At 72.5% G+C, this 25066-nt stretch carries 22 protein-coding genes; 8 read left to right on the top strand and 14 right to left on the bottom strand.

The genetic code is table 11. From position 1 onward, the window contains the following. The first annotated feature begins 176 nt into the window (after positions 1 to 176). Together ITJ54_RS14660 and uxaC are read left to right on the top strand one after the other, a co-directional pair. Positions 177 to 1235, top strand: a complete 1059-nt coding sequence (locus ITJ54_RS14660; RefSeq protein WP_194629516.1) for a LacI family DNA-binding transcriptional regulator — start codon at positions 177 to 179, stop codon at positions 1233 to 1235. Next, on the top strand, positions 1235 to 2671 hold the full coding sequence (uxaC, locus tag ITJ54_RS14655) for a glucuronate isomerase (protein WP_194629514.1): 1437 nt from the start codon (positions 1235 to 1237) through the stop codon (positions 2669 to 2671). Before ITJ54_RS14660 ends, uxaC begins: the two co-directional genes overlap by 1 nt. 125 nt (positions 2672 to 2796) lie before the next feature. Here the strand turns inward: uxaC and ITJ54_RS14650 are convergent, their stop codons facing one another. Continuing rightward, positions 2797 to 3324, bottom strand: coding sequence for a gluconokinase (locus ITJ54_RS14650; protein ID WP_228509482.1), 528 nt, complete (start codon positions 3322 to 3324; stop codon positions 2797 to 2799). Positions 3325 to 3416: 92 nt separating this feature from the next. Here ITJ54_RS14650 and gndA point away from each other — a divergent pair, with 92 nt between their 5' ends. Next, positions 3417 to 4892 (top strand): NADP-dependent phosphogluconate dehydrogenase, encoded by a 1476-nt coding sequence (gene gndA / locus ITJ54_RS14645; protein WP_194629512.1) that lies wholly within the window; start codon positions 3417 to 3419, stop codon positions 4890 to 4892. A 93-nt stretch (positions 4893 to 4985) separates the two neighbouring features. Here the strand turns inward: gndA and ITJ54_RS14640 are convergent, their stop codons facing one another. Beyond that, positions 4986 to 5669 (bottom strand): hypothetical protein, encoded by a 684-nt coding sequence (locus ITJ54_RS14640; protein ID WP_194629510.1) that lies wholly within the window; start codon positions 5667 to 5669, stop codon positions 4986 to 4988. A 123-nt stretch (positions 5670 to 5792) separates the two neighbouring features. Between ITJ54_RS14640 and ITJ54_RS14635 the strand changes: the two genes are divergently transcribed. Continuing rightward, entirely contained in the window at positions 5793 to 7358 is a 1566-nt protein-coding gene (locus ITJ54_RS14635; protein ID WP_323741743.1) for a molybdopterin-dependent oxidoreductase, read from the top strand. On the opposite strand, the gene ITJ54_RS14630 is transcribed toward ITJ54_RS14635, so the two are convergent. From ITJ54_RS14630 to ITJ54_RS14585, 10 genes are all read right to left on the bottom strand, one after another. Beyond that, positions 7339 to 8196: a putative protein N(5)-glutamine methyltransferase gene (locus ITJ54_RS14630; protein WP_194629864.1), complete on the bottom strand. Its 858-nt coding sequence runs from the start codon at positions 8194 to 8196 to the stop codon at positions 7339 to 7341. The two genes, ITJ54_RS14635 and ITJ54_RS14630, sit on opposite strands and share 20 nt — an antisense overlap. Further along, positions 8196 to 9173 (bottom strand): ribose-phosphate diphosphokinase, encoded by a 978-nt coding sequence (locus ITJ54_RS14625; RefSeq protein WP_071279358.1) that lies wholly within the window; start codon positions 9171 to 9173, stop codon positions 8196 to 8198. The genes ITJ54_RS14630 and ITJ54_RS14625 overlap by 1 nt, the downstream gene beginning before the upstream one ends. Before the next feature lie 88 nt (positions 9174 to 9261). Then, a complete protein-coding gene (gene glmU / locus ITJ54_RS14620; RefSeq protein WP_194629508.1) occupies positions 9262 to 10689 on the bottom strand; it encodes a bifunctional UDP-N-acetylglucosamine diphosphorylase/glucosamine-1-phosphate N-acetyltransferase GlmU in 1428 nt (475 codons plus the stop codon). Between the two features lie 326 nt (positions 10690 to 11015). Continuing rightward, the gene (locus ITJ54_RS14615) at positions 11016 to 12395 is read right to left on the bottom strand and encodes an MFS transporter (protein WP_194629506.1); all 1380 of its coding nucleotides are present in this window, start codon (positions 12393 to 12395) and stop codon (positions 11016 to 11018) included. A 119-nt stretch (positions 12396 to 12514) separates the two neighbouring features. Further along, the gene (locus tag ITJ54_RS14610; RefSeq protein WP_194629505.1) at positions 12515 to 13555 is read right to left on the bottom strand and encodes an NAD(P)-dependent alcohol dehydrogenase; all 1041 of its coding nucleotides are present in this window, start codon (positions 13553 to 13555) and stop codon (positions 12515 to 12517) included. Further along, on the bottom strand, positions 13552 to 14970 hold the full coding sequence (locus ITJ54_RS14605) for an ROK family transcriptional regulator (RefSeq protein WP_323741742.1): 1419 nt from the start codon (positions 14968 to 14970) through the stop codon (positions 13552 to 13554). Before ITJ54_RS14605 ends, ITJ54_RS14610 begins: the two co-directional genes overlap by 4 nt. Positions 14971 to 14978: 8 nt before the next feature. Beyond that, a complete protein-coding gene (locus tag ITJ54_RS14600) occupies positions 14979 to 16013 on the bottom strand; it encodes a sugar phosphate isomerase/epimerase family protein (protein ID WP_323741741.1) in 1035 nt (344 codons plus the stop codon). Then, positions 16010 to 17107, bottom strand: a complete 1098-nt coding sequence (locus ITJ54_RS14595) for a Gfo/Idh/MocA family oxidoreductase (protein WP_323741740.1) — start codon at positions 17105 to 17107, stop codon at positions 16010 to 16012. The genes ITJ54_RS14600 and ITJ54_RS14595 overlap by 4 nt, the downstream gene beginning before the upstream one ends. Next, positions 17092 to 17784: a ThuA domain-containing protein gene (locus tag ITJ54_RS14590; RefSeq protein ID WP_194629502.1), complete on the bottom strand. Its 693-nt coding sequence runs from the start codon at positions 17782 to 17784 to the stop codon at positions 17092 to 17094. Before ITJ54_RS14590 ends, ITJ54_RS14595 begins: the two co-directional genes overlap by 16 nt. 71 nt (positions 17785 to 17855) lie before the next feature. Further along, positions 17856 to 19037 (bottom strand): Gfo/Idh/MocA family protein, encoded by a 1182-nt coding sequence (locus ITJ54_RS14585; RefSeq protein WP_228509481.1) that lies wholly within the window; start codon positions 19035 to 19037, stop codon positions 17856 to 17858. Positions 19038 to 19134: 97 nt separating this feature from the next. Between ITJ54_RS14585 and xylA the strand changes: the two genes are divergently transcribed. The 4 genes from xylA to ITJ54_RS14565 all read left to right on the top strand — a co-directional run bounded on the left by xylA (position 19135) and on the right by ITJ54_RS14565 (position 23717). After that, on the top strand, positions 19135 to 20328 hold the full coding sequence (xylA, locus tag ITJ54_RS14580; RefSeq protein ID WP_194629500.1) for a xylose isomerase: 1194 nt from the start codon (positions 19135 to 19137) through the stop codon (positions 20326 to 20328). After that, positions 20321 to 21823 carry a xylulokinase gene (xylB, locus tag ITJ54_RS14575; RefSeq protein ID WP_194629497.1) on the top strand — a complete coding sequence of 501 codons (1503 nt, stop codon included), beginning with the start codon at positions 20321 to 20323 and terminating at the stop codon, positions 21821 to 21823. The genes xylA and xylB overlap by 8 nt, the downstream gene beginning before the upstream one ends. A gap of 80 nt (positions 21824 to 21903) precedes the next feature. Continuing rightward, positions 21904 to 22908, top strand: coding sequence for an acetylxylan esterase (locus ITJ54_RS14570; protein WP_194629495.1), 1005 nt, complete (start codon positions 21904 to 21906; stop codon positions 22906 to 22908). Positions 22909 to 22994: 86 nt separating this feature from the next. Then, a complete protein-coding gene (locus ITJ54_RS14565; protein ID WP_194629493.1) occupies positions 22995 to 23717 on the top strand; it encodes a VIT1/CCC1 transporter family protein in 723 nt (240 codons plus the stop codon). Positions 23718 to 23762: 45 nt separating this feature from the next. Here the strand turns inward: ITJ54_RS14565 and ITJ54_RS14560 are convergent, their stop codons facing one another. Both ITJ54_RS14560 and ITJ54_RS14555 read right to left on the bottom strand, forming a co-directional pair. Further along, on the bottom strand, positions 23763 to 24338 hold the full coding sequence (locus ITJ54_RS14560) for a hypothetical protein (protein WP_194629491.1): 576 nt from the start codon (positions 24336 to 24338) through the stop codon (positions 23763 to 23765). After that, positions 24338 to 24952 carry a hypothetical protein gene (locus ITJ54_RS14555; RefSeq protein ID WP_194629489.1) on the bottom strand — a complete coding sequence of 205 codons (615 nt, stop codon included), beginning with the start codon at positions 24950 to 24952 and terminating at the stop codon, positions 24338 to 24340. Before ITJ54_RS14555 ends, ITJ54_RS14560 begins: the two co-directional genes overlap by 1 nt. Between the last annotated feature and the right edge of the window lie 114 nt (positions 24953 to 25066).

The following is a 25066-nucleotide window of genomic DNA, read 5'->3' as shown; positions in this document are numbered from 1 at the left end:
GTGTCGCCGGGGCGAACCGGCTGACGACCACTGTCGCGCGGGTGGCAACATGCGGCAACCGGTTGCCACTTGTTGCCAGAGCGGCCTAGCGTTCGGGACACGCAGCAGCACACCCGTTCGAGACACGCAGCAACACACCCGTTCGGGACACGCAGCAGCACACCAGGGAGGCGCACATGACCGAGACCGACGCATCGCGCCGCGTCACGATCCGCGACGTCGCCACCGCGACAGGGGTCGCACCGTCGACGGTGTCCCGCGCCCTGTCGCTCCCCGACCGCGTGAACCCCGCGACGCAGCAGCGCATCCAGCAGGCCGCGCGCGACCTCGGCTACGTCGCGAACTCGCAGGCCCGCGCACTGACGTCGGGCCGGACGCGGGCGGTCGCGGTCCTGGTGTCCGACATCACGAACCCGTTCTACTTCGACGTCATCCGGGGCACGCAGCACCAGCTCGCCGCCGCCGGGTGGACGCAGCTGCTCGTCGACACCGAGGAGTCCGCGGACGCCGAGATGGCCGCCCTCAGCGCGGTGTCCACGAAGGCCGACGGCGTCGTGCTCACCGCATCGCGCCTGTCCGACGCGCAGATCGCGAAGTTCGCCGAGCGCACCCCGCTCGTGGTCGTGAACCGCCGCCCGGCCGGAGTGCCGTCCGTGCTCATCGACACACCGGGCGGTGTCGAGCAGGCCGTGCAGCACCTGGTGTCGCTCGGGCACCGCGACGTCCTGTACGTCGCAGGGCCGGACAGCTCGTGGTCGAACGAACGCCGCTGGCGCGCCCTGGTCCGCGTCGCGAAGCGCCTGGACGTCCGCGTCGCCCGGATCGGCCCGCACGCCCCGTTCGTCGACTCGGGGGCCGCCGCCGCGGACGCCGCCGTCAACGCGGGAGCGACGGCGTGCATCGCCTTCAACGACCTCATCGCGATCGGCATGCTCGGCCGGCTCCGGGAGCGCGGCGTCCGCGTGCCCGAGGACATCAGCATCGTCGGCTGCGACGACATCTTCGGCGCCGACTTCTGCAACCCGCCGCTCACCACCATGACGTCGCCGATCGAACGGGCCGGCCGCGTCGCGATCCGGATGCTCCTCGGCCGGCTCGGTGCCGTCCCGGCCGACGAGCTCCCCGGCGAGCACATGAGCGGCGCCGTCGCCCTGCCGACCCACCTGACGGTGCGCGAGTCGACCGGACCCGCACCCACCACGCCGTCCACGCCGTCCTCGCGAAGGAACCGATGATGCCCACCACCCCCCCGCGCACCCTGGCCCCGCACCCGGACCGGCTGTTCCCCGCCGACCCCGCCACCAGGACCATCGCCCGCACCGTGTACCAGGCCGTCGCCGACGCGCCGGTCATCTCCCCGCACGGGCACGTCGACGCGGCCCTGATCGCGGACGACCAGCCGTTCGCCGACCCCGCCGCGCTGCTGATCACGCCGGACCACTACGTCCTGCGGCTCCTGCACGCGAACGGTGTCGGACTGGAGGCGCTGGGTCGCGTCGACCTGTCGGGGACCGGCACCGAGCCTCCAGGCCGTGCCGTCTGGCGGAACCTGGCGGAGCACTGGGACGACTTCCTCGGCACCCCCGTCCGGTACTGGTTCGAGACGGAGCTGCACGACGTCTTCGGGCTGACGGAGCAGCCGTCGGCCGCGAACGCGGACGCGCAGTACGACCACATCGCCGGTCTGCTCCAGCAGCCGCAGATGCGGCCGCGCGCCCTGTTCGACGCCTTCGGCATCGAGGTCCTGGCCACCACCGACGCCCCGGACGCCGACCTCGCCGCGCACGCGCGGCTCGCCGCCGACCCGACCTTCCGCGGCCGGGTGCTCCCCACCTTCCGCGCGGACGCCGTCTTCGACCCGTCCCGACCGGACTGGGGGCTCGTGGTCGCGTCCGTCGGCCAGGCCGCCGGCATCGACACGGGCACCCACGACGGACTGCTCGCGGCACTCCGCGCACGCCGGCAGTACTTCATCGAGCACGGTGCGACCGCGACGGACACGGGCGTGCTGGATGCCGGATCGACGCCGCTGTCGCCGGCGGAGCGCGCGCGGATCCACACGGCTGCGCTGCAGGGCCCGTCCGGGGTGACCGCGGCAGAGGCCGTGGCCTACCGGCACGACATGCTCTTCCGGTGGGCCGAGATGAGCGTGGACGACGGCCTGGTCATGCAGCTGCACCCGGGGATCATCCGGAACCACCACACGCCCACCGCCGAACGCTTCGGACCGGACACCGGGCACGACCTGCCAGCCGTCGGCGCGTTCACCGAGCCGCTGCGGCCGCTGCTGGAGTCGTTCGGCACCGCGCCGGGGTTCCACCTGGTGCTGTTCACCGTCGACGAGACGGTGTTCTCGCGCGAGATCGGGCCGCTCGCCGGGTTCTACCCCGCCGTCTACGCCGGGGCGCCGTGGTGGTTCATCGACACCCCCGCGGCGATCGGGCGCTACCGGTCGGCGGTCACCGACTCGACGTCGTTCACGAAGACGTCCGGGTTCATCGACGACACCCGGGCGTACTGCTCCATCCCCGCTCGGCACGACATGGCACGGCGGGCCGACGCGGCGTACCTGGCGTCACTCGTCGTGACGCACCAGGTGTCCGAGGAGGACGCCGTGCGGACGGCGCAGCGGATCGTGTCCGACATCCCGCGGGCGACGTTCAAGTTGTAGGTGGCGCTCTGTCGGGGGCTCTGCCGCGCGTGGTGCGAGGTTGACCACTCGGTGCGGCGTCGTCGTGGCGCACGGAGTGGTCAAGCTCGCACGGGGCGGGCGAGACCGCACCGTGCGGCCGAGCCTCAGGGCAGGAGGGCGAGGATGCGCGCGACGGTCTCGTCGACGGTGCCCTGGATCGGGACGGCAGCGCCGGCCTCGTCCTCCGCGGGACGCTCGAGCGTGCCGAACTGCGAGTCGAGCAGCGAGTTCGGCATGTACTCGTGGTGCCGGTGCGACTGCCGGTCCGCGATGAGCTCCCGCGACCCGTCGAGGTACGCGATGAACAGCCCCGGCGCGCTCGCCCGCAGCCGGTCGCGGTAGACGCGCTTGAGGGCGGAGTTCGCCATCACGCAGCGCTTGCCGGCGGCCTCGACCTCGGCGATGCGGGCAGCGCAGGCGTCGAGCCACGGCCAGCGGTCCTCGTCGGTCAGGGGCGTGCCCTGCCGCATCTTCTCCTTGTTCGACGCCGGGTGCAGGTCGTCGGCGTCGACGAACTCGGCAGCCTCGCCGCGGCCGTCCAGCGCCGTGGCGAGGGCCTTGCCGATCGTGGACTTGCCGGAGCCGGAGACCCCCATGACGAGGACGGGCGGGCGGGTCGGTCGGTCGCTCATGCCTCCACCGTATGGGCAGGGGTGCCTGTTCTCCCCAGGTTGCCGCAACTGACCGGGCGGTCCCAGGCCGGCGAACGTAGTTTGGGCGCAACATGACGAAGGAGACCCTCGTGGCAGACAGCAACGGTCAGGCGAACATCGGCGTGGTGGGGCTGGCGGTGATGGGATCGAACCTCGCGCGCAACCTCGCGTCGCGTGAGGGCAACACGGTCGCGGTCTACAACCGCACCTACGCCCGCACCGAAGAACTCATCAAGGAGCACGGCGACGCGGGCTTCATCGCGTCCGAGGACATCGACGGCTTCGTGGCGTCGCTCGCCAAGCCCCGCACCGCGATCATCATGGTGCAGGCCGGCAAGGGCACCGACGCGGTCATCGGGCAGCTCGCCGAGCGGTTCGAGGAAGGCGACATCATCGTCGACGGCGGCAACGCGAACTTCCAGGACACCATCCGCCGCGAGCACGAGCTCCGCGAGCAGGGCCTGAACTTCGTCGGCACCGGCATCTCCGGTGGCGAGGAGGGCGCCCTGCACGGCCCGTCGATCATGCCGGGCGGCTCGGACGAGGCCTGGGAGACCCTGGGGCCGATCCTGAAGTCGATCGCCGCGGTCGCCGAGGGCGAGCCGTGCGTGACCCACGTCGGCACCGACGGCGCGGGCCACTTCGTGAAGATGGTGCACAACGGCATCGAGTACGCCGACATGCAGCTCATCGCGGAGTCCTACGACCTGCTCCGCCGCGTCGGCGGCCTGTCCGTCGAGGACCTCGTCAAGGTGTTCGACGAGTGGAACAAGGGCGACCTCGAGTCCTACCTGATCGAGATCACCGGGGAGGTCCTCAAGCAGCAGGACGCCGACACCGGCAAGCCGCTCGTGGACGTCATCCGCGACGCCGCCGGCTCGAAGGGCACCGGCGTCTGGACCGTGCAGAACGCGGTCGGGCTCGGCATCCCGGTGTCCGGCATCGGCGAGGCGGTCTTCGCCCGGGCCGTGTCGTCGAAGGCGTCGCAGCGTGCCGCCGTCCAGAAGTCCGTGAAGAACCGGCCGTCGATCGCCGAGGTCCCCGACACGTTCGCCGACGACGTCCGCGCGGCGCTGTACGCGTCGAAGGTGGTCGCGTACGCCCAGGGCTTCGACCTCATCATCGCCGGGGCCAAGGAGTATGACTGGGACATCAACCTCGGTGACATGGCGAAGATCTGGCGTGGTGGCTGCATCATCCGCGCACAGTTCCTGAACCGCATCGTCGAGGCCTACGACAAGGACCCGGAGCTCGAGTCCCTGCTCGTCGACCCGTACTTCGCCGACGCCGTGGCCGAGGGCGAGGCCGCCTGGCGCCGCATCGTCGGCATCGCGGCCGCGTCGGGCATCCCGGCGCCGGGCTTCTCGTCCGCGCTGTCGTACTTCGACTCGCTCGCTTCCGACCGGCTGCCCGCGTCCCTGATCCAGGGCCAGCGCGACTTCTTCGGTGCGCACACCTACCAGCGCATCGACAAGGACGGCACCTTCCACACGCTGTGGTCCGAGGACGACCGCCGCGAGGTCGAGCAGGAGCCGTCGACGCACTGACGGTCTCGCCGTCACGGCGACGGAGCGGGTGGGCATCGACATCCGCCCGCTCCGTCGCGTACGGGCCTCGGTCCGGCGAGCGTCAGGCGAGCGTCAGGCGACGATGCGCTCCCGCACCAGCTCCGCCACCAGGCGGTCGAGCTTCGGCCCGCGACCGAGCACCCGCCGCGAACCGGGTGCCGTGCGGACGAAGAACGTCGCGACAGCGGTCGTCTCGTCCGGTCGGACGTAGTGCATCGCGACCGCGCAGCCCTGCCGTCCGCCAGGACCACTCGCGTCCTCGAGTCCGACGTGCATGACCCGGCTCCACCGGATGACGAGCAGCCGGGTGGCCCGACGCTCGTCGAGTTCCCAGAGCGAGGCCTCCGTCGCACCGAATGCCCACGTCACGCGGGCGCCGAGCGGGACCTCGGGACGGGCCTCCTCGACCGTCAGGCGGAGTTCGGCGGTCGGAGCGGCCGGCACCAGCCACACGGTCGGGTCGATCCGTCGGATGGCCATGGCGAGGGACTCGTCCTCGCGGCGCCGGCGGAGACCCTGCATCCGGAGGATCCCGCCCAGCACGACCGCGATGCCGAGGACGACGACGCCCACCTCGAGGACGCCGAACACGGTGAGGTCGGCGTCGGGGCTGCGCGAGACGACGACGATCCTGGCGACCAGCAGGGCCGCCCAGACGCCGACGATCACCCATCGGATCAGGGCGAGGCGGCGGAGCGGCGACATCCGCTGTCGGGCGCGACCGTCCCGCGGGACACGGTCCGGTCGCCTCAGCACGTCCCGATCCTCGCACGGTCCGCCGGGGAACCCCACCGACCACCCGTGAACACCCGGCGACCCACTCAGGTGGGACGAGCCTCCACAGGCGGCGCACTCAGCGTGCAGCCGTAGCATCGGCCGGTGCCCACCAGTCGAACGACCCTGCGTCCGCGCCTGGCCGCGGCCGCGGCCGGCGTCGTCGCCGCACTCGCCTTCCTCGCCGTCGCCGAGCTGTGCGCCCTCGTCCTCGGCGGTGCGGGCAGCCCGCTCGTCGCGGTCGGCTCCGCCGTGATCGACCTCGCCCCCGGCGGCGCGAAGGACCTCATGGTCGCCCTGTTCGGCACGGGCGACAAGGTGGCGCTCTTCGTGCTGATGGCGGTGCTCATGCTCGCGGTCTCGGCCGGCGCCGGGATCCTGGAACTCCGCCGACCGCCCTTCGGTGCGCTCGTCTTCGCCGTCGGCGGTGCGCTCTCGCTGCTCGCCGTGACCACCCGGTCCGGCTCGGGCACCTGGGACGGCGGCCCGTCGGTCCTCGGGGTCGGGGCGGCCGTGATCGTCCTCCGCGTACTCGTCGAGCGGCTGCGGACGTGGCGGTTCGCCGCCGCGACCCCGACCAGGACCGACGCCCCGCTGCCGGAGCGACGCTCGTTCCTGGTGTGGACGGCAGCCCTCGGAGCGGTGTCGATCGTCGCCGGCACGGGCGCACGGCTGGGAACGGCCGGCATGCAGCGCGCCGCGGCGGTCCGACGCGCCATCCGTCTGCCGGCACCGGTCAACGCCGCGCCCACGGTGCCGGCCGGGGCGTCCCTCGACGTGGAGGGCATCACGCCGTACGTCACCCCGAACGCCGACTTCTACCGGATCGACACCGCGCTCCGGGTGCCGTCGATCGACCCCGCGGACTGGTCGCTCCGGATCCACGGCGCGGTCGAGCACGAGATCACCCTGAGCTGGGACGACCTCCTCGCGCTCCCGCTCGAGGAGCACATGGCGACGCTGAGCTGCGTGTCGAACGAGGTCGGTGGCGACCTCATCGGCAACGCGCTCTGGCTCGGCCACCCGATCCGCACGCTCCTCGCCCGGGCCCGACCCACCGAGGACGCCGACATGGTCCTCTCGACGAGCGAGGACGGCTTCACCGCTGGCACCCCGCTCGACGTGCTCCAGGACGAGGGCACGAACGCGCTGCTGGCCGTCGGGATGAACGGCGACCCGCTGCCCGCGGAGCACGGCTTCCCCGTCCGGATGGTCGTCCCCGGGCTCTTCGGCTACGTCTCCGCCACCAAGTGGGTCGTCGACCTCGAGGTCACCCGGTTCGCCGACGCCCAGGGCTACTGGACCCCGCGCGGCTGGTCCGCTCGTGGCCCGGTGAAGCTCGAGTCACGCATCGACACCCCCGCGAACGGCACCACGGTGGCCGTCGGCGACCGGGTCGCGATCGCCGGGGTCGCCTGGCACCCGCACACGGGCGTCAAGGCCGTGCAGGTGAAGGTCGGGTCGGCGGACTGGCAGGACGCCGAGCTCGCCGACTCCGTGTCCTCGGACACCTGGCGGCAGTGGGTCCTGCGGTGGACGGCGACGGCCGGCACGCACGACGTGCAGATCCGTGCCGTCGGTGCCGACGGTCAGGTGCAGACGAGCGTGCAGCGTCCGCCGGCGCCGAACGGCGCCACCGGGTGGGACGCGATCACGCTGACGGCGCGCTGACCCCGGTCGGACCACCAGCAGCAGCACCAGCACCAGCACCAGCAGCAGTAGCCCCGTCTGCGGCAGCAGCGGCGACCGCCACCACGCACGTGCCGTCGACCTCGTCGTCGTGCTCGACGTGCGCCGCGAACCCCGCTGACGCGAACACCGCGACGGAGTCCGACGCCTGCGCCGACGACACCTCGATGACCACGGCGCCGCCCGGCCGGAGCCACTCCCCCGCGCCCGCGGCGATCCGACGGTGCAGGTCGAGGCCGTCCCCGCCGCCGTCGAGGGCCACGCGGTGCTCGTGGTCACGGGCCTCGGCGGGCATGGTGGCGATCGCGTCGGTCGGCACGTACGGCGCGTTCACCGCGATGACGTCCACCACCCCGCGGAACCGGGTCGGCAGCGGCGCGAAGAGGTCACCGGCGACGACGATGCCGCGGTCGCCGATGTTCTCGGCGGCGACGTCGACCGCGTCGGGGTCGACGTCCGACGCGACGAGGTCGAGCGCACCGACGCGTCCGAGCAGGGCGACGGCGATCGCTCCGGCACCGCAGCACAGGTCGACCACGCGGTCGTAGCGGTGCAGCAGCCGCGCGGCCTGCTCGACCACGACCGTGGTGCGGGTGCGCGGGACGAAGACGCCCGGTGCGACGCGGATGCGGTGGCCGTCGAACGCGGCCCATCCGAGCACGTACTCGAGCGGTTCCCCGGCCAGGCGGCGCTGCACGACCGACCGGAGTCGGGCCGGGTCACCGTCGCCGGCCGCCAACAGCAGGTCGGCCTCGTCCTCGGCGAAGACGCTCCCCGCCGCCCGGAGTCGGGCGGCGAGGGCGTCACGCGCAGGGTGGATCAGGCCGCTCCATCGAACATCGACGTCACCGAGCCGTCGTCGAAGACCTCGTGGATCGCGCGCGCCAGCAGCGGGGCGATCGGCAGGATCTCGAGACGGTCCCAGCGCTTCTCGACCGGCACCGGCAGGGTGTCGGTCACGACGACGCGGTCGATGAACTCGCTCTGCAGCAGCTCGGTGGCCGGGTCGGAGAACACGGCGTGCGTCGCGGCGACCACGACGCCGATCGCGCCGGCGGCCTTCAGGGCCTCTGCGGCCTTGGCGATGGTGCGGCCGGTGTCGATGAGGTCGTCGACGAGCAGGCACCAGCGGCCGGAGACGTCGCCGACGATCTCGTGCACGGTGACCTGGTTCGGCACGAGCGGGTCGCGACGCTTGTGGATGATGGCGAGCGGTGCGCCGAGCTTCTCGGACCAGATGTCGGCCACGCGGACGCGGCCCATGTCCGGGGAGACGACGGTCAGCATCGACGGGTCGAGGATCGCCTTGAAGTGCTCGAGCAGGACCGGCATCGCGAAGAGGTGGTCCACGGGGCCGTCGAAGAAGCCCTGGATCTGCGCGGCGTGCAGGTCGACGCTCATGATGCGGTGCGCACCGGCGGCCTTGAACAGGTCGGCGACGAGTCGGGCCGAGATCGGCTCGCGGCCACGGCCCTTCTTGTCCTGCCGCGCGTACGGGTAGAACGGCGCGACGACCGTGATGCGCTTGGCAGAGGCCCGCTTCAGCGCGTCCACGATGATGAGCTGCTCCATGAGCCACTCGTTGATGGGCGCCGTGTGCGACTGGATGACGAAGGCGTCGCACCCGCGGACCGACTCGTCGAACCGGACGTAGAGCTCACCGTTCGCGAAGGTGCGGGCGTCGGTGGGGACGAGCTCGACGTCGAGCTCGTCCGCGATCTGTGCAGAGAGCTCAGGGTGGGCTCGACCCGAGACGAGGACGAGTCGTTTCTGGCCGGTCGTTTTGATTCCGGACAAGTGCCGTACTCACTCCCTGGCCCCGCGGGGCCGTGTGTCCGGACCCGTTGCCGGGCCCTCGTGTGACGGCTGGTGGCCGTCGAAGGTGTCATTCGCCTCGCGCGCGCCGAGCCGCCTCGGCCGCCGGCGTCCCGGGTCGGTGTTCCTGGACCCAGTCGTCGGTGTTGCGCTGTGGGGCGTAGCTGATCGCGAGCGATCCGGCAGGGACGTCCTTGCGGACTGTCGTCCCTGCACCCGTGTACGCCCCATCGCCAATCCTAACCGGGGCGACGAACACGTTGTGCGAGCCTGTGCGGACGTTCGACCCGACCTCGGTGCGGTGCTTGTGCACACCGTCGTAGTTCGCAGTGATCGTGTTGGCCCCGATGTTCGAGTCCTCGCCCACCTCGGCGTCGCCGATGTAGGACAGGTGCGGGACCTTGCTGCCCCGGCCGATCCGCGCGTTCTTGGTCTCGACGAAGGTGCCGATCTTGCCCTGGTCGCCGAGGATCGTGCCCGGACGCAGGTAGGCGAACGGCCCGACCGAGGCACCGTCCCCGATCACGGCGAGCGTGGCGTCGACGCGGTTGACCGTCGCCCCGGCACCGACCTCGGTGTCGCGGAGGGTCGTGCCCGGGCCCACGACGGCCCCGGCCGCGATGGCCGTCGCGCCGATGAGCTGCGTGTCCGGGAGGACCACGGCGTCGGCCTCGATCGTGACGTCGAGGTCGATCCACGTCGAGGTCGGGTCCTGGATCGCGACGCCGGCGAGCTGGTGCCGTCGGACGATCCGGTCGTTGAGCACCCGGGCCGCGTCGGCGAGCTGCGCGCGGTCGTTGATGCCGGCGACGAGCCACGGGTCCGGCAGCGTGACGACGTCGATGCGCCCACCGCGCGCCTGGATCAGGGCCGGCGCGTCGGTGATGTACATCTCGCCCTGGGCGTTCTCGGTCGTGAGCGAGGGCAGCACGGCACGCAGGTGCGTCACGTCGAACGCGTAGATGCCGGCGTTCGTCTCGGTGATCGCGCGCTGGTCGTCGGTCGCGTCCTTGTGCTCGACGACCCCCGCGAAGGCGCCGTCGGCGTCGCGGAGGATGCGGCCCAGCCCGGTCGGGTCCGGTGCGATGGCGCTGACGAAGGTCACGGCGTTCGCCGCCGTGCCGTGCACGTCCACGATGCGTCGGAGCGAGGTGCCGTCCAGCAGCGGGACGTCGCCCGACAGCACGACGACGGCCCCGTCGAACCCGGCGGGCAGTGCGGCGACCGCCACCTCGACCGCGCGTCCGGTGCCCGGGACGTCGTCCTGGTCCACCACGATCGCGTCCGGCATGCGTTCGGTCACCTCGGCGGCGACGCGCTCGCGCTCGTGCCGCACGACGACGACGACGTGCTCCGGCGCGAGCGACTCGGCCGTGCGCAGGACGTGCGCGAGGAGCGGCAGCCCGGCGAGCCGGTGCAGCACCTTGGGCGTGGAGGACTTCATGCGTGTGCCCTGCCCGGCGGCGAGGACGACGACGGCGATCCGCTGGTCGGTCATGTCCCCATCCTGGCCCACCCGGCCAGCGCGCACCAACGCCACCACCCACCGGACGGGAGGCTCGCCCCGCGTCCGGCACCGAGCCTCCCGTCCGGTGGGTGCTGGCGCGCCCACCCGTGGTTGCGTCCGCATGTTCCGACACGGCACGAGTCGAACGACGCCCGCGTTGCCGGAACATGCGGACGGATCGTGTGCGTCCGCATGTTCCGACACCGCAGAAGTCGAACGACCGCCGTCGTGTCGGCAGATGCGTCTGCATGTGCAACAACGTCGAGGTCGTACGACGGCGAGCTTGTCGTTCCGAGTCGGGGAGGGGTGGAGCGGGGTCAGGCCGCGGCGGGGACCCGGGGCTCGGGCTTGACGAAGGCCATCAGCACCAGGCCGGCGACCAGGACCACGACGACACCGATGATCCCGAAGCGCGTGGAGCCGCCGATGGTCACGGCGAGGCCGAACATCGCGGGCGCGATGAACGACGCCGCACGGCCGGTGGTGGCGTAGAGGCCGAAGAGCTCCCCCTCGCGGCCGGGCGTCGCGAGCCGCGTCAGGTACGAGCGCGAGGACGACTGCACCGGCCCGACGAACACGCACAGCGCGAGTCCGAGCACCCAGAACCCGGCGGGCGCGCTGCCGACGAAGATCACGGCCGTCCCGCACACCGCCAGCCCGACGAGCGACACCATGATGAGCGCGCGCGAGCCGAACCGGTCGTCGAGCCTGCCGGACGCGAAGGTGGCGATGCCGGCGACCACGTTCGCGACGATGGCGAAGAGGATCACCTGCGAGGCGCTGAACCCGAAGACCTGCGCGGCGATGATCCCGCCGAAGGTGAACACCGCGCCGACGCCGTCGCGGAACACCGCGCTCGCCACGAGGAACGCCAGGACGTTGCGGCGCTCACGCCAGAGCCGGGCGACGTCCCGCCCGAGGTCCCGGTACGCGGACAGCAGGGTGCCGGCGCGGGCGGGGTCGCGCTCGGCCTCCGGCACGACGAGGAACAGCGGGATCGAGCTCACAGCCAGCCAGACGGCGGCGATGCCGATCGCCACGCGGACGTCCCACTGCCCCGAGGCGACGGTCGCGGGCAGGTCGAGCAGGCCCGCCGTGTCGCCGGCGCCGAAGTCCTGGATGCAGAGGACCAGGAGCACGACGAGCAGCACGATGCCGCCGAAGTACCCGGCAGCCCAGCCGATCGCCGACACGCGGCCGGTCGAGCGCCCGGGGGCGACCTGGCTGAGCATCGCGTTGTAGCCGACGCAGGCGATCTCGTAGGCAACGGTCCCGATGCCGATGAGCGCGGCACCGAGCACCAGGAGCGGCTGGCTCGGGGCGACGAAGACCATCGCGCCGATGGACAAGGCGACGCCGATCGTCGCGACCAGCACGGAGCGGCGACGGTGCCCGGAGGAGTCCGCCAGCCGACCGACCGCCGGGGCGACCAGGGCGACGACGATGCCGGCGATCGTCAGCGCGGTGGAGACGACGGTGGCGTTGTGGGCGAGTTGGTCCTGGACGGCCTGCTTGGCGGCGGGCGAGGAGTCCTCGGCCGCGACGAGCGCCGGGTCGACGAACGCACGGCTCGCCAGGTAGGTGCTGAACACGAAGGTCGTGACGACGGCGTTGAACGCCGCCGAGCCCCAGTCCCAGAGCGCCCAGGAGACGAGGGCGCGACGATCGGTGCGCTGCGGCGGTGGAGCGACGGTCATGCGCGAACCGTAGCGCGTCCCGGTGGCGCGGGGGTGGCCCCGGTCCGGGGCGCGTGCCGGACGGGAGGCTCGGTGCCAGGTGGCACCGAGCCTCCCGTCCGGTGGGTGGCTGCTACGCGTCAGGCGGTCGGGACGCCGCCGGGGTAGACGACGGACTTCAGGGACTCGGGGTCGGTGTCGCTCTCGAGGGCCTCGCGCACGTCGTCGAGGCCGAAGCGCCCCGTGACGAGTGAGTCGAGATCGATCTGGCCGGAGGCGACCAGCTCGATCGCGACCGGCCACGTGCCGGTGTAGCGGAAGATGCCGGTGACCGTGACCTCGAGGTTCTGGATGTGCTCGACGGGCAGGGTCATCTCCGAGTTGCCGAGGCCGACCAGGACGGCGGCACCGGCGGGTCCCACGGCCTTGATGCCGTCGGAGACCGCGCGGGGTGCGCCACTGGCGTCGATGAAGGCGTCGACGGGCACGATGTCGGACGCAACGGAGACGACGGTGGGGTCGACGACCTCGGTGGCGCCGTAGGACAGCGCCCGCTCACGCCGCTCGGCGACGAGGTCGCTGACCACGATGCGGCTGGCGCCGAAGGCCTTGGCGGTCTGCGCGCAGATGATGCCGATCGGACCGGCGCCGGCGATGAGGACCGACGACCCGGGGACGATGCGCGCCTTGCGGACCGCGGCGATGGCGACGGAGAGCGGTTCGAGGAGGGCGCCGGCCTCGAACGACACGGAGTCGGGCAGCGGGTGCGCGAACTCGGCCTCGATCGTGACGTACTCGGCGAACGCACCGTCGACCGGCGGCGTCGCGTAGAAGCGCATGTGCGGGCACAGGTTGTAGCGGCCGGCCAGGCACTGGGCGCAGCGGTGGCAGGGGCGCTGCGGCTCGACGGCGACGCGCTCCCCGATGCGGGCGGAGTCGACGCCCTCGCCGACGGCGGTGATCGTGCCGGAGAGCTCGTGGCCGAGGACGAGGGGCTCCTCGACGACGAAGTCGCCGATGCGGCCGTGGCGGAAGTAGTGCACGTCGGAGCCGCAGACGCCGACCGCGGCGACCTGGACGAGCACGTCGCCGGGGTCGACGGCGGGGACGGGGCGGTCCTCGATCGTGAGGGCGTCCTGGCCCTGCAGGACGCTGACGCGCTGGGTGTCGGTGGTGCTCATGCGGTGCTCGCTCTCTGGTGCGTGGTGGCGCGACCGGCGGGGGTGCCGTCGGCCGCGGCGGGGTCGGGGACCCGGTCGGTGTCGGCGACCCGGGTCGGGTCGGTGTCGGCGACCCGGGTCGGGTCGGTGTCGGCGACCCGGGTCGGGTCGGTGTCGGCGACCCGGGTGGGGTCGTCGAGGAGGTCGCGGAAGCCGATCTCGGCGGCTCCGCGGAGCAGGACGTCCCGACCGAGGGCGGCGGGGACGATGCGGACGCGGTCGGCCATGGCGGCCATCGACTGCTCCCGCACGGCGGTGACGATGCGGTCGCCCACGTGTCCGAGCAGCACGCCGAGGAACCCACCGAGGACGACGACCGCGGGGTTCACGGTGTGGATGGCGTTGCGCAGCCCGGTGGCCAGCGCCGCCACCTGCCGGTCGACGACGCGCGCGACCGCGGACGGCCCGTCGGGGAGCGTGCCGTCGGCGTGGGCCCCGGCGTCGCCCCGCGCGGCGGCGGCGTCTCGCGCCGCGTCGTCTCGCGCCGCGGCGCCGGCCAGCGCCGCCGCGAGCGCCTGCAGGTCGTCGGCCGGGACCCCGGTGACGGCGACGAGCGCTGCACGGGAGGCCTCGGTCTCCAGGCACCCGATCGCACCGCAGTGGCAGCGGATGCCGTTCGCCGCGACGAAGGTGTGGCCCATCTCGCCCGCGTACCCGTCGGCGCCGCTGAGTGGTCGACCGGCGCTGATCACGCCCCCACCGATGCCGCTCGCGCCGCCGTTGAGGTAGATGAGGTCGCGGACGCCCCGGCCGCTGCCGTACAGGTGCTCTGCCCGCGCGCCGAGGTTGGCGTCGTTCGCGACCCGGACGGGGTGACCGGTGGCGGCGGCGAGGGGTTCGGCGAAGGGCTCGTCGCGCCAGCCGAGGTGCGGGGCGTAGCGGACCAGGCCGTCCTCGACACGGACCGTGCCGGGGATCGCGACGCCGATGCCGACCAGGCGCAGGCCGACGAGGTCGTCGTGCAGGCCGTCGAGCAGGGCCGCCACGAGTCGGACGGCCTCCCGAGCGGTGGGCCGGTCGGCGGTGTGCTCGGTGACGCGCACGCGGATGGAGCCGTCGAGGCCGACCAGCGCCACCGTGACGGCGTCGATCTCCACGGTGACCGCTGCCGCGACGACGTCGGCCGAGGCGCGGACGGTCGGGCTCGGGCGACCACGGCCGGTGCCGGACGCAGGCATGTCGCCCGCACCCCCGCCCGTCCCGCCGTCCAGGTCCTCCCCCACCAGCCCGAGGTCGACGAGCTCCCCGACCAGCGCCAGGGTGGTCGAGCGGTTCAGGCCGGTCAGGCGGGTGAGGTCGGCCCGAGTGAGCGGACCGTCCTCGTGGACGATGCGGAGCACGCGGGCGGTGTTCCGCCGGGGGACGTCGATCGGCACGCGGGGCCTCAGCGCGACCTGGAGAAGGCAGCGTCGAACGAGGCGTCGGGCGGCGCGATGGTGCCGAGCCGCCGCACGAACGCCAGCGCCTCGGGCCCGCCGACGAGCCGGTCCATGCCGGCGTCCTCCCACTCGACACTGGTCGGCCCGGTGTACCCGATGTGGTTCAGCACGCGGAACACCCGCTCCCAGGGCACGTCCCCGTGCCCGGCGGTGACGAAGTCCCAGCCCCGGCGCGGGTCGCCCCACGGCAGGTGGCTGCCGAGGCGTCCGTTGCGGCCGTCGAGCTGCTTCACCGACTCCTTGCAGTGCACGTGGTACACCCGGTCGGCGAAGTCGAGCAGGAAGGCGGCGGGGTCGAGGTCCTGCCAGACGAAGTGCGACGGGTCGAAGTTGAAGCCGAACGCGGGGCGGTCGGCGAAGACCTCGAGGGTCCGCGCAGCCGTCCAGTAGTCGTAGGCGATCTCGGAGGGGTGGACCTCGAGCGCGAACCGGACGCCCACCTCCTCGAACACGTCGAGGATCGGCGACCAGCGGTCGTGGAAGTCCTGGTACCCGGCGTCGATCATCGCCGGTGGCACGGGCGGGAACCCGGCGACGGTCTTCCAGATCGAGGACCCGGAGAACCCGGTGACGGTGTCGACGCCGAGTGCGGCGGCCGCACGGGCCGTCCACTGCAGCTCCTCGGCGGCGCGCTGGCGGACGCCCTCCGGGTCGCCGTCACCCCACACCCGCGGCGGGACGATGTCCTCGTGCCTGGCGTCGATCGGGTCGTCGCACACGGCCTGGCCGACCAGGTGGTTCGCGATCGTCCAGACGCCCAGGCCGTTCTCGCGCAGGATCCGCTGCCGGTCGGCGACGTACTCCGGGTCCGTCGCGGCACGCCGGACGTCGAGGTGGTCGCCCCAGCAGGCGATCTCCAGGCCGTCGTAGCCCCACTCCCCGGCCAGTCGTGCGACCTCCTCGAACGGCAGGTCGGCCCACTGTCCGGTGAACAGCGTGACCGGACGGGAGGCTCGCCCCGCGTCCGCCACGGCGCTCACCAGGACTCCGGTCGGGAGCCGGCGGCCACCGGGGCCGGTCGGTCGACACGCGAACCGACGGTGACGACGGTGTGGTCGCGGCCGGCGGTGGTGATCGCCTCCATCACGTCGAGGACGTGGAACGCGAGGTCGCCGGAGGCCCGGTTCTCGCGGTCCGTCTCGACGGCGCGGGCCAGGTCGGACAGTCCGAAGCCGCGGCCCGCGTCCTGGTACCCGGCGCCCACCGGCAGCTCGCGCCAGTCGCGGTCGTCAGCGGTGGCGATGCGCACCGGGTCGGAGAACCGGTTCGGGTCGGCCACCTCGAGGGTGCCGGCCGTGCCGTACACCTCGAAGAGCGGGCTCTGCGTCGCCCAGACCTCGAACGACAGCGTCACGGTGGAGACCACGCCGCCCTCGTGCTCGAGGATCGCGACGACGTGGGTGTCGACGTCGACGGGCAGCACGGTGCCGGCGGCGGGGCCGGTGGCGACGGTGCGCTCACGGGTGGAGCGTGTCGTGCTGCCGCTGACGCGGACGACCGGGCCGAAGAACGTGACGAGGCTGGTCAGGTAGTACGGGCCCATGTCGAGGAGCGGACCGCCGCCCGGCTGGTAGTAGAAGCCGGGTGCCGGGTGCCAGAGCTCGTGGCCCGGGGCGCTCCACGACACCGCGGCGCCGAGCGGGGTGCCGATCAGGCCGTCGTCGAGCGCGGCCCTGGCGGTCTGGATCCCCGTGCCGAGGACGGTGTCGGGCGCGCTGCCGACCCGGAGCCCGGCGGCACGTGCCTGCTCGAGCACGGGGGCGGCCTCGGCCGTCGAGAGCGCGAGGGGCTTCTCGCCGTAGACGTGCTTGCCCGCGGCGAGCGCCCGGGCCGCGACGTCGGCGTGCGCGGCCGGGATCGTCAGGTTGAGGACCACGTCGACGTCGTCGTGGGCCAGGAGCTCGTCGACGCCGAGCGCCAGGACGCCCTGCTCGGCAGCGACGGCCGCGGCACGCTCGGTGTCGAGGTCGGCGACCGCGGTCAGGCGGAGGTTCGACAGCCCCGGGAAGTGCTCGAGGTACTGCTTGCTGATGTTCCCGACGCCGACCATGCCGACGTTCATCGTGCTGCCCACAGGAGTCCCCTCTCGATGATGGTGCGGACCGGCTGCGACTCGACGATCTCCACCCGGTGTCCGGGGGCGGAGACGAACACGCGGCCCTTCCCCCACTGGCGGGTCCAGATCGCCGGCGCGGTGACCGGGCGGTTCCAGGCGTCCCACGGACGGGCGTCCTGTGTCGTGGTCGCGAGGACGTCGTTGTACTCGTCGCTGAGCACCCAGTACTGCTCGGTGACCAGGTCGAAGTCCTCGATGCCCTGGGTGATCGGGTGCTCGTGGCCGAGGTCGGTCATGTGCACGGTGTACGGCACGTAGTTGTCGGACTGCTCGCCGATGCGCTCGTCGGGGTGCTTGCCCGCGTGGTGGGCGAACTGGCCGCCGATCATGTGCAGGTAGTCCGCGTTGTTGCGGTAGGCGTCCGCGATGCCGCCGTGCCATCCGGCGAGCCCGGTGCCGGCGAGGACCGCGCGCTGCAGGCCGGCGAACTCGTCGTCGGCGATGGTCGTCATCGTGTTGACCTGCACGACCAGGTCGACCTCCGCCATCACGGCGTCGTCGGCGTACACGGCGGTGGAGTCCTCGACGCGGACGCCGAAGCCGTTGTCGCGGAGGAACGGGATGAAGACGTCCGTGGTCTCGACGGGCTGGTGTCCGTCCCATCCTCCGCGGACGACGAGTGCGTGGCGTGCCATGGTGCCCTCCTGGTGGGCTGAGGTCGTGGGGTCGTTCCCGGTCGTGTCGGCGGTCTCGGTCGTGTCGTCGGTCACGGGATGGCCGTCCAGCTGCTGCCGTCGGCGGCGCTGCGTTCGACGGCGTCGAGCACGCGCTGCACGTGCAGGCCGTCCTCGAACGACGGCGAGGGGTCGGTGCCGCTCGTGATGGCGTCGACCAGGTCCTTCACCTGGTGGCTGAAGGTGTGCTCGTACCCGATCAGGTGTCCCGTCGGCCACCAGGCCGCCATGTAGGGGTGTTCGGGCTCGGTGACGAGGATGCGGCGGAAGCCCTGCTCGCCCGCGGGTGCGGACGACTCGTACAGACGGAGCTCGTTCATCGACTCCAGGTCGAACTGGATCGCTCCGGTGGACCCCGAGACCTCGAGCGTCAGCCCGTTCTTCCGGCCGGTCGCGTAGCGGGTGGCCTCGAAGGTGCCGATCGCACCGTCCGCGCGGCCACCGGTCAGGCGTCCGAGGAAGAACGCCGCGTCGTCGACGGTGACCTGCCCGCGTTCGGTCGACGCCGTGCCGGAGAGTCCCACGCCCTCGCCGAGCAGCGGGCGTTCGTGCACGAAGGTCTCGAGCGTGCCGGAGACGGTGGACAGCTGTGCGCCGGTCACGTGTTCGGCGAGGTCGATCGCGTGCGCACCGATGTCGCCGAGCGAGCCGGACCCGGCGAGCGCCTTGTCGAGGCGCCACGTCATCGGGCCCTCCTCGTCGGTCAACCAGTCCTGCAGGTACAGCGCGCGGACCTGGCGGACCGTCCCGATCCTCCCGTCCTGCACCAGCTGCCGCGCGAACGCGATCGCCGGCACGCGGCGGTAGCTGAACCCGACCATCGCGCGGACGCCGTGCTCGCGCGCCGCGCGGGCTGCGTCGACCATCGCCTCGGCCTCGGCGACGGTGTTGGCGAGGGGCTTCTCGCAGAGCACGTGCTTGCCGGCCTGCAGCGCGGCGATCGCGATCTCGACGTGCGACGAGCCGGGCGACACGATGTCGACCACGTCGACGTCGGGGTCGGCCACGACGGCACGCCAGTCGGTCGAGGCGCGCTGCCAGCCGTACTGCACCCGGGCTGCCTCGGTCCGGTCGGGGTCACGTCCGACGACCACGGTCATCTCGGGTTCGGCGTCGAGGTCGAAGAACCTGGGCACGGTCCGCCACGCCTGTGAATGCGCGGCTCCCATGAAGCCGTGCCCGATCATCGCCACCCGGAGGGGTCTGCGTGCCATCCGTTCGCTCCTTTGCGATCACGTCCTTGCCACGATCCACCCTACCGCTTATGTTGGGCGCGGCAACATTTTGTTCGACGACGAACGGTGACACACCATGGCGACGACGCCCACCCGCGAAGACAAGTTCTCCTTCGGTCTCTGGACCATCGGATACAACGGCTCGGACCCCTTCGGCGGTCCGACACGACCCCCGCTCGACGTGGTCGAGGGGGTCGAGAAGCTCGACGAGCTCGGGGCCTACGGCCTCACCTTCCACGACGACGACCTGTTCGCGTTCGGTTCGACCGACGCCGAACGACAGAAGCAGATCGACCGCCTCAAGGGCGCGCTCGAGTCCACCGGCATCATCGTGCCGATGGTCACGACCAACCTCTTCTCCGCCCCGGTCTTCAAGGACGGCGGCTTCACCTCGAACGACCGGCAGGTCCGTCGGTTCGCGCTCCGCAAGGTCTTCCGCAACGTCGACCTCGCCGCCGAGCTCGGCGCGAAGACGTTCGTCATGTGGGGTGGCCGCGAGGGCGCCGAGTACGACGCCGCCAAGGACGTGCAGGCCGCGCTCTCCCGCTACAAGGAGTCGGTCGACCTGCTCGCGCAGTACGTCACCGACAAGGGCTACGACATCCGGTTCGCGATCGAGCCGAAGCCGAACGAGCCCCGCGGCGACATCCTGCTGCCGACGCTCGGCCACGCGATCGCCTTCATCGACACGCTCGAGCGCCCCGAGCTCTTCGGCGTGAACCCCGAGGTCGGCCACGAGCAGATGGCGGGCCTGAACTTCACGGCCGGCATCGCCCAGGCGCTCTACTCGGGCAAGCTCTTCCACATCGACCTCAACGGTCAGCGCGGCATCAAGTACGACCAGGACCTCGTCTTCGGTCACGGCGACCTGCAGAACGCGTTCTCGCTGGTCGACCTGCTCGAGCACGGCTCCCCCCAGGGCGGCGTCGCGTACGACGGCCCGCGCCACTTCGACTACAAGCCGAGCCGCACCGAGGACTTCTCCGGTGTCTGGGACTCCGCGGCCGCGAACATGCGCATGTACCTGCTCCTCAAGGAGCGCGCGCAGGCCTTCCGCGCCGACCCCGAGGTCCAGGCAGCGCTCGAGGCCTCCAAGGTCCCCGAGCTGAGCACGCCGACGCTCAACGAGGGCGAGACGTACGACGCGTTCCTCGCCGACCGTTCCGCGTACGAGGACTTCGACGCCGACGCCTACTTCGGCGGCAAGGGCTTCGGCTTCGTCCGGCTGCAGCAGCTCGCGCTCGAGCACCTCATGGGCGCTCGTGGCTGACGTCCCGTCCGGCGCGGTCGACCCCGGCGACGGCACGCTCGTCGCAGGGGTCGACTCGTCGACCCAGTCCTGCAAGGTCACGATCCGCGACGCCGTCACCGGCGCCGTGGTCCGTGAGGGTCGTGCGTCCCACCCGGACGGCACGTCGGTCGACCCCCGCCACTGGTGGGACGCCCTCGGCACCGCGATCGCGGACGCCGGCGGGTTCGACGACGTCGCCGCCGTCGCGGTCGCCGGCCAGCAGCACGGCATGGTCGCGCTCGACGCCGAGGGTCGCGTCGTCCGCGACGCCCTCCTCTGGAACGACGTCCGCAGCGCCGACGCAGCAGCGCAGATGGTCGAGGAACTCGGCCGGGAGGCCTGGGTCACCCGCACGGGACTGGTCCCGGTGGCCTCGTTCACCGGTACGAAGCTGCGCTGGCTCCGCGACGCGGAGCCGGAGAACGCCGCCCGCGTGGCAGCGGTCGCACTCCCCCACGACTGGTTGTCGTGGCGGCTGCGCGGCTTCGGCCCCGCGGACGAGAGCCCGCTCGGCCCGGACCTCGACGCGCTCGCGACCGACGGCTCCGACGCCAGCGGCACCGCGTACTGGGACCCGGCCCGCGAGGAGTACGACCCAGAGCTGTTCGAGCTCGCGCTCGGTCGGCCGATGCGCGTCGCCGGTGACGGGTCCGCGGACGCCGTCGTCGTGCCCCGCGTCGTCGCTCCCGACGCCGCGATGGGCACGCTCGACGCCGACGTCACCCTGCCCGCCGGCGCCGTCGCACGGGCGGGCCTCGTGGTCGGTGCCGGCACCGGTGACAACGCCGGCGCAGCACTCGGCCTCGGGCTCGGCCCGGGCGACGTCGCGGTGTCCCTCGGGACCAGCGGGACCGTCTTCGGCGTCACCGACACCGAGCTGGCGGACCCGAGCGGGACCGTGGCGGGCTTCGCGGACGCGACGGGGGCGCGCCTCCCGATCGTCACGACGCTCAACGCGGCCCGCGTGCTCGAGGTGATCGGCGGCCTGCTCGGCGTCGACCACGGCGAGCTGGGTCGACTGGCGCTGGCGGCGCCGGCCGGGGCCGACGGCCTCGTCCTGGTGCCGTACTTCGTCGGCGAGCGCACACCGAACCGTCCGGACGCCACCGCGTCCCTGCTCGGGATGACCCCGGCGACCACCGACCGGGAGCACCTGGCCCGGGCGGCGTTCGAGGGCATGCTCTGCGCGCTCGCGGACGGCCTGGCCGCCGTCGAGGCGACCGGCGTCACCGTCGAGCGGCTCCTGCTCATCGGCGGGGCCGCGCGCAACGAGGCCGTCCGGACCATCGCCGCACAGGTGTTCGGCCGTGACGTCGAGCTGCCGGAACCCGGCGAGTACGTCGCCGCCGGTGCCGCTCGCCAGGCGGCCTGGGCGCTGACCGGTGCACTGCCGTCGTGGGACATCGCCACGACGACGGTGCCGGCGGACCCGCACCCCGAGGTGCTCGAGCACTACCGCGACGCGGTGCGCTGAGCCCTGCACCACCCGATCCCCGTGCCCCCGGTGCCGTCTCGACGGTGCCGGGGGCATGATCGTCCCCGGAGGACACCACCATGCCGCTGACCGACCTGCCCCTCGACGAACTCCGCGAACACCGCCCCACCATCCGCCGACCGGAGGACTTCGACCGGTTCTGGGCCGACACCATCGCCGAGGCCCGCGCCGCGGGAGCGGACACGGCCCCGACCCTGGAGCCCGCCGACACCCCCGTCACCGGGCTCGTGGTCGAGGACCTGACCTTCCCGGGCTTCGCGGGCGATCCCGTGCGCGCCTGGGTCACCCGACCGGTGGACGCCGCGGCCGACCTGCCCGTCGTCGTCGAGTACCTCGGCTACAACGGCGGACGCGGTCGGCCCGGGGAACGGGTCGCCTGGGCCCTCGCCGGGTACGTCCACGTCGTGATGGACACCCGCGGACAGGGCAGCGGCTGGGGCGGCGGGGACACCCCGGACCCGCACGGCGCCGGTCCGCACATCGGCGGCTGGATGACGAGCGGCATCGAGCGGCCCGAGGACCACTACTACCGGAGGGTCTTCACGGATGCCGTCCGACTGGTGGATGCGGTCCGCACGCTCCCGGGTGTCGACCCGGACCGCATCGCCCTGACCGGCGGCAGCCAGGGCGGCGGCATCACGATCGCCGCAGCAGCACTCGTCGAGGCCCACGTCGGACCACTCGTCGCGGTGATGCCCGACGTCGCGTTCCTGTGCGACTGGGAGCACGGAGCCCTCGTCGCGGTGAGCGACCCGTACCAGGAGCTCGTCCGCTACCTCGCCGTGCACCGCGACGCGGCCGAGACCGTGTGGACGACGACGTCCTACCTCGACGGGGTGAACTTCGCGGCCGGGGTCACCGCTCCCGCGCTGTTCTCCGTCGCGCTCATGGACGAGGTCGTGCCGCCGCGCACCACCTTCGCCGCGTACAACGCGCTCGGCTCCACTGACCGCGAGATCGAGGTCTACGCCTACAACGGGCACGAGGGCGGCGGCTTCCGGCATTGGGAGCGGCAGGTGGCGTTCCTGCGGGCGCGCGACGGAGGGTCGGCGAACCGAGGGTAGGCAAGGCTGTCCTGACCTGGAAACCCCAGGTCAGGGCAGCCTTGCCTGGCTGGACAGCGGCACCGTCCGGGTGTTTGCTCGTCCACATGGCAACCACGACCGTCCCCGCACTGCCCGCCCTGTCACCGGCGGAGTCGACGAGTGCCGCGCGGCTGAACTGGCTCCGCGCCGGCCTGCTCGGCGCGAACGACGGCATCGTGTCCGTGGCCGCCGTCGTCGTCGGCGTCGCCGGTGCCGGGGTCGCGATCGGACCAGTGCTCGCGGCTGGCGGAGCAGCGCTGGTCGGCGGCGCCGTGTCGATGGCCCTCGGCGAGTACGTCTCGGTCAGCGGTGCCCGTGACGCGCAGCGGACCGGCCAGACCGAGGCGGCCGCCCGACGTGCCGCGGTGGCGCAGCAGCACGACGACGTCGCGGCCGCGTACCGGGCGCTCGGGGTGTCCGAGTCGGTCGCGGCCTCGGTCGCCGAGGAGCTGGCCCGACCCGAGGTCCGCGCCGCGTGGACGACCGCCGAGGAGCGCGCCGCCGCCGACGAGGTCGTCAGCCCGTGGCGTGCGGCGTGGGTGTCCGCGGCGACGTTCGTCGTCGGTGGCCTGCTGCCCTTCCTGGCGACCGTGCTGGCACCGGCGTCGAGCCGGATCGCCGTGGTGGTCGTCGCCGTGCTGCTCGCCCTGGCCGCCACCGGCATCACCGGAGCGGTGCTCGGCGGTGCTCGGCGTGGCCGTGCCGCCACCCGGGTGGTCGTCGGCGGGGCGCTCGCCCTGGCGGCGACGTGGGTCGCGGGGATGGTGCTCGGGGCGCACGCGCTCTAGGCGATCAACAGGTCTCGGCTCCCTTCCTGGGGCGTGGCCACCGGTTCAGCGGACTTCTGCGCTGTCCCAGAGGTGTCGCAGGCACGCGGCGAGCCGCTGGACCCACGGATACCCGAGGATGACGGACGCTGCGAGCAGCGTCGCCACCTGGAGGGCGAGGAAGACTTCGAGCCGGAGCGGGACGTAGGCGCCGATGCCCCACGCGACCGCGAGGACGGCGACGACCGCCGACCAGGTCCGGAGCGGCTTCGCGATCGAGGTCTGCCAGGTGGTGATCGCACAGGTCACGAACCCCAGCGGTACGAGCGACTGGAGCGCCAACGAGAGCGGAAACCAGAGAGCCGTGGCGATGGCCGGTGACAGGGTCAGCACAAAGGCGAGGACCGAGGCCGCCCCCACGCCGCGAGCGAGATCGCGTGCCCGCGCACTGAGCACCACGCTTGCCGTCGCTGCAAGCACCGCCAGCGCCACGACGAACAGCGCGACCCCTGCGCTGAACAGATGTACGCCGGCGAATCCAAGCGCGTTGTCCGCGGCGAGGACAGTGCCGCTCAGCGACGCGATCGTCGCTGAGCTCACGACTGCTGTGCGCGATGAGCCGTGAGTGGATGCGGTCGTCATCAGCCTCCCTCGATCGAACGCACGGTCGTGCGCACCTTCTCGTACGCCGACACGCACTTCGCCTTGAGGCGGGGACCGATCTGGGAGAGGGCCGCGGTCCACCGCTCGGTGTCCGCGATCTGGCGGATCCTGGTTCGGCCGAGGTCCTCGATCGCTGCATGCAGATCGGCGAGGACACCAGGGAAGATGGTCTCGTACTGCTTTGCTGAACCATCGCGCTCGCCCGGCCGTTGCACGTACCGTTCCCCTTCACTCGCGACGAAGCGCACGCAGGTGGTGAGGTAGTCCTGCTCCGCGGTCAGCTTCGTCGGGGTCGCTTCGTCTCCAGGAATCGTGTCCCAGGGGACGTCCACGGCGTCGATGACGGTGCGCGGTCCGATGACGTACCAATTCTCACCGCGCACGACGTCGCGGTCTGCGCCGAGGGTGTCCTGCCAGTCCTCGAGTGTCTGAGGAACCGACGCCGCATGAGCGTAGACACGGATGAAGGTCGAGTCGGCGCCGGCCAAGCAGTCGTAGCCGCGCATCGCATCCCAGAACGCGAGGTCATCGTGCAACGCATCGGCGTCCCGGCACGGTACTGACCGGCGAAGCCGGTCAGCCTTCGACTGCATCGCCGCCGCGCTGAGTGCCGGCCCGTCGCCCCTCGGGCTCGGGTCAGCAGCGACGGGTACTCGCTGTCCTCGGGAGTCGCAGCCAGACAGGAGGACCGCGGCGACGCAGCCCGA

Source organism: Curtobacterium sp. VKM Ac-2865, assembly GCF_015350905.1.
Lineage (GTDB): Bacteria > Actinomycetota > Actinomycetes > Actinomycetales > Microbacteriaceae > Curtobacterium.
The sequence above is the reverse complement of the archived record's forward strand: the minus strand, read 5'-3'. Positions and strand labels throughout refer to the sequence as shown.

Coding starts and splice junctions, on each gene's coding strand:
- glmU (WP_194629508.1), bottom strand. CDS start 10,689: ATGACCGACCAGCGGATCGCCGTCGTCGTCCTCGCCGCCGGGCAGGGC.
- ITJ54_RS14570 (WP_194629495.1), top strand. CDS start 21,904: ATGCCGCTGACCGACCTGCCCCTCGACGAACTCCGCGAACACCGCCCC.
- ITJ54_RS14590 (WP_194629502.1), bottom strand. CDS start 17,784: ATGGCACGCCACGCACTCGTCGTCCGCGGAGGATGGGACGGACACCAG.
- ITJ54_RS14660 (WP_194629516.1), top strand. CDS start 177: ATGACCGAGACCGACGCATCGCGCCGCGTCACGATCCGCGACGTCGCC.
- ITJ54_RS14650 (WP_228509482.1), bottom strand. CDS start 3,324: ATGAGCGACCGACCGACCCGCCCGCCCGTCCTCGTCATGGGGGTCTCC.
- gndA (WP_194629512.1), top strand. CDS start 3,417: ATGACGAAGGAGACCCTCGTGGCAGACAGCAACGGTCAGGCGAACATC.
- xylA (WP_194629500.1), top strand. CDS start 19,135: ATGGCGACGACGCCCACCCGCGAAGACAAGTTCTCCTTCGGTCTCTGG.
- ITJ54_RS14560 (WP_194629491.1), bottom strand. CDS start 24,338: ATGACGACCGCATCCACTCACGGCTCATCGCGCACAGCAGTCGTGAGC.
- uxaC (WP_194629514.1), top strand. CDS start 1,235: ATGCCCACCACCCCCCCGCGCACCCTGGCCCCGCACCCGGACCGGCTG.
- ITJ54_RS14585 (WP_228509481.1), bottom strand. CDS start 19,037: ATGGCACGCAGACCCCTCCGGGTGGCGATGATCGGGCACGGCTTCATG.
- ITJ54_RS14565 (WP_194629493.1), top strand. CDS start 22,995: ATGGCAACCACGACCGTCCCCGCACTGCCCGCCCTGTCACCGGCGGAG.
- ITJ54_RS14615 (WP_194629506.1), bottom strand. CDS start 12,395: ATGACCGTCGCTCCACCGCCGCAGCGCACCGATCGTCGCGCCCTCGTC.
- ITJ54_RS14555 (WP_194629489.1), bottom strand. CDS start 24,952: ATGCAGTCGAAGGCTGACCGGCTTCGCCGGTCAGTACCGTGCCGGGAC.
- ITJ54_RS14610 (WP_194629505.1), bottom strand. CDS start 13,555: ATGAGCACCACCGACACCCAGCGCGTCAGCGTCCTGCAGGGCCAGGAC.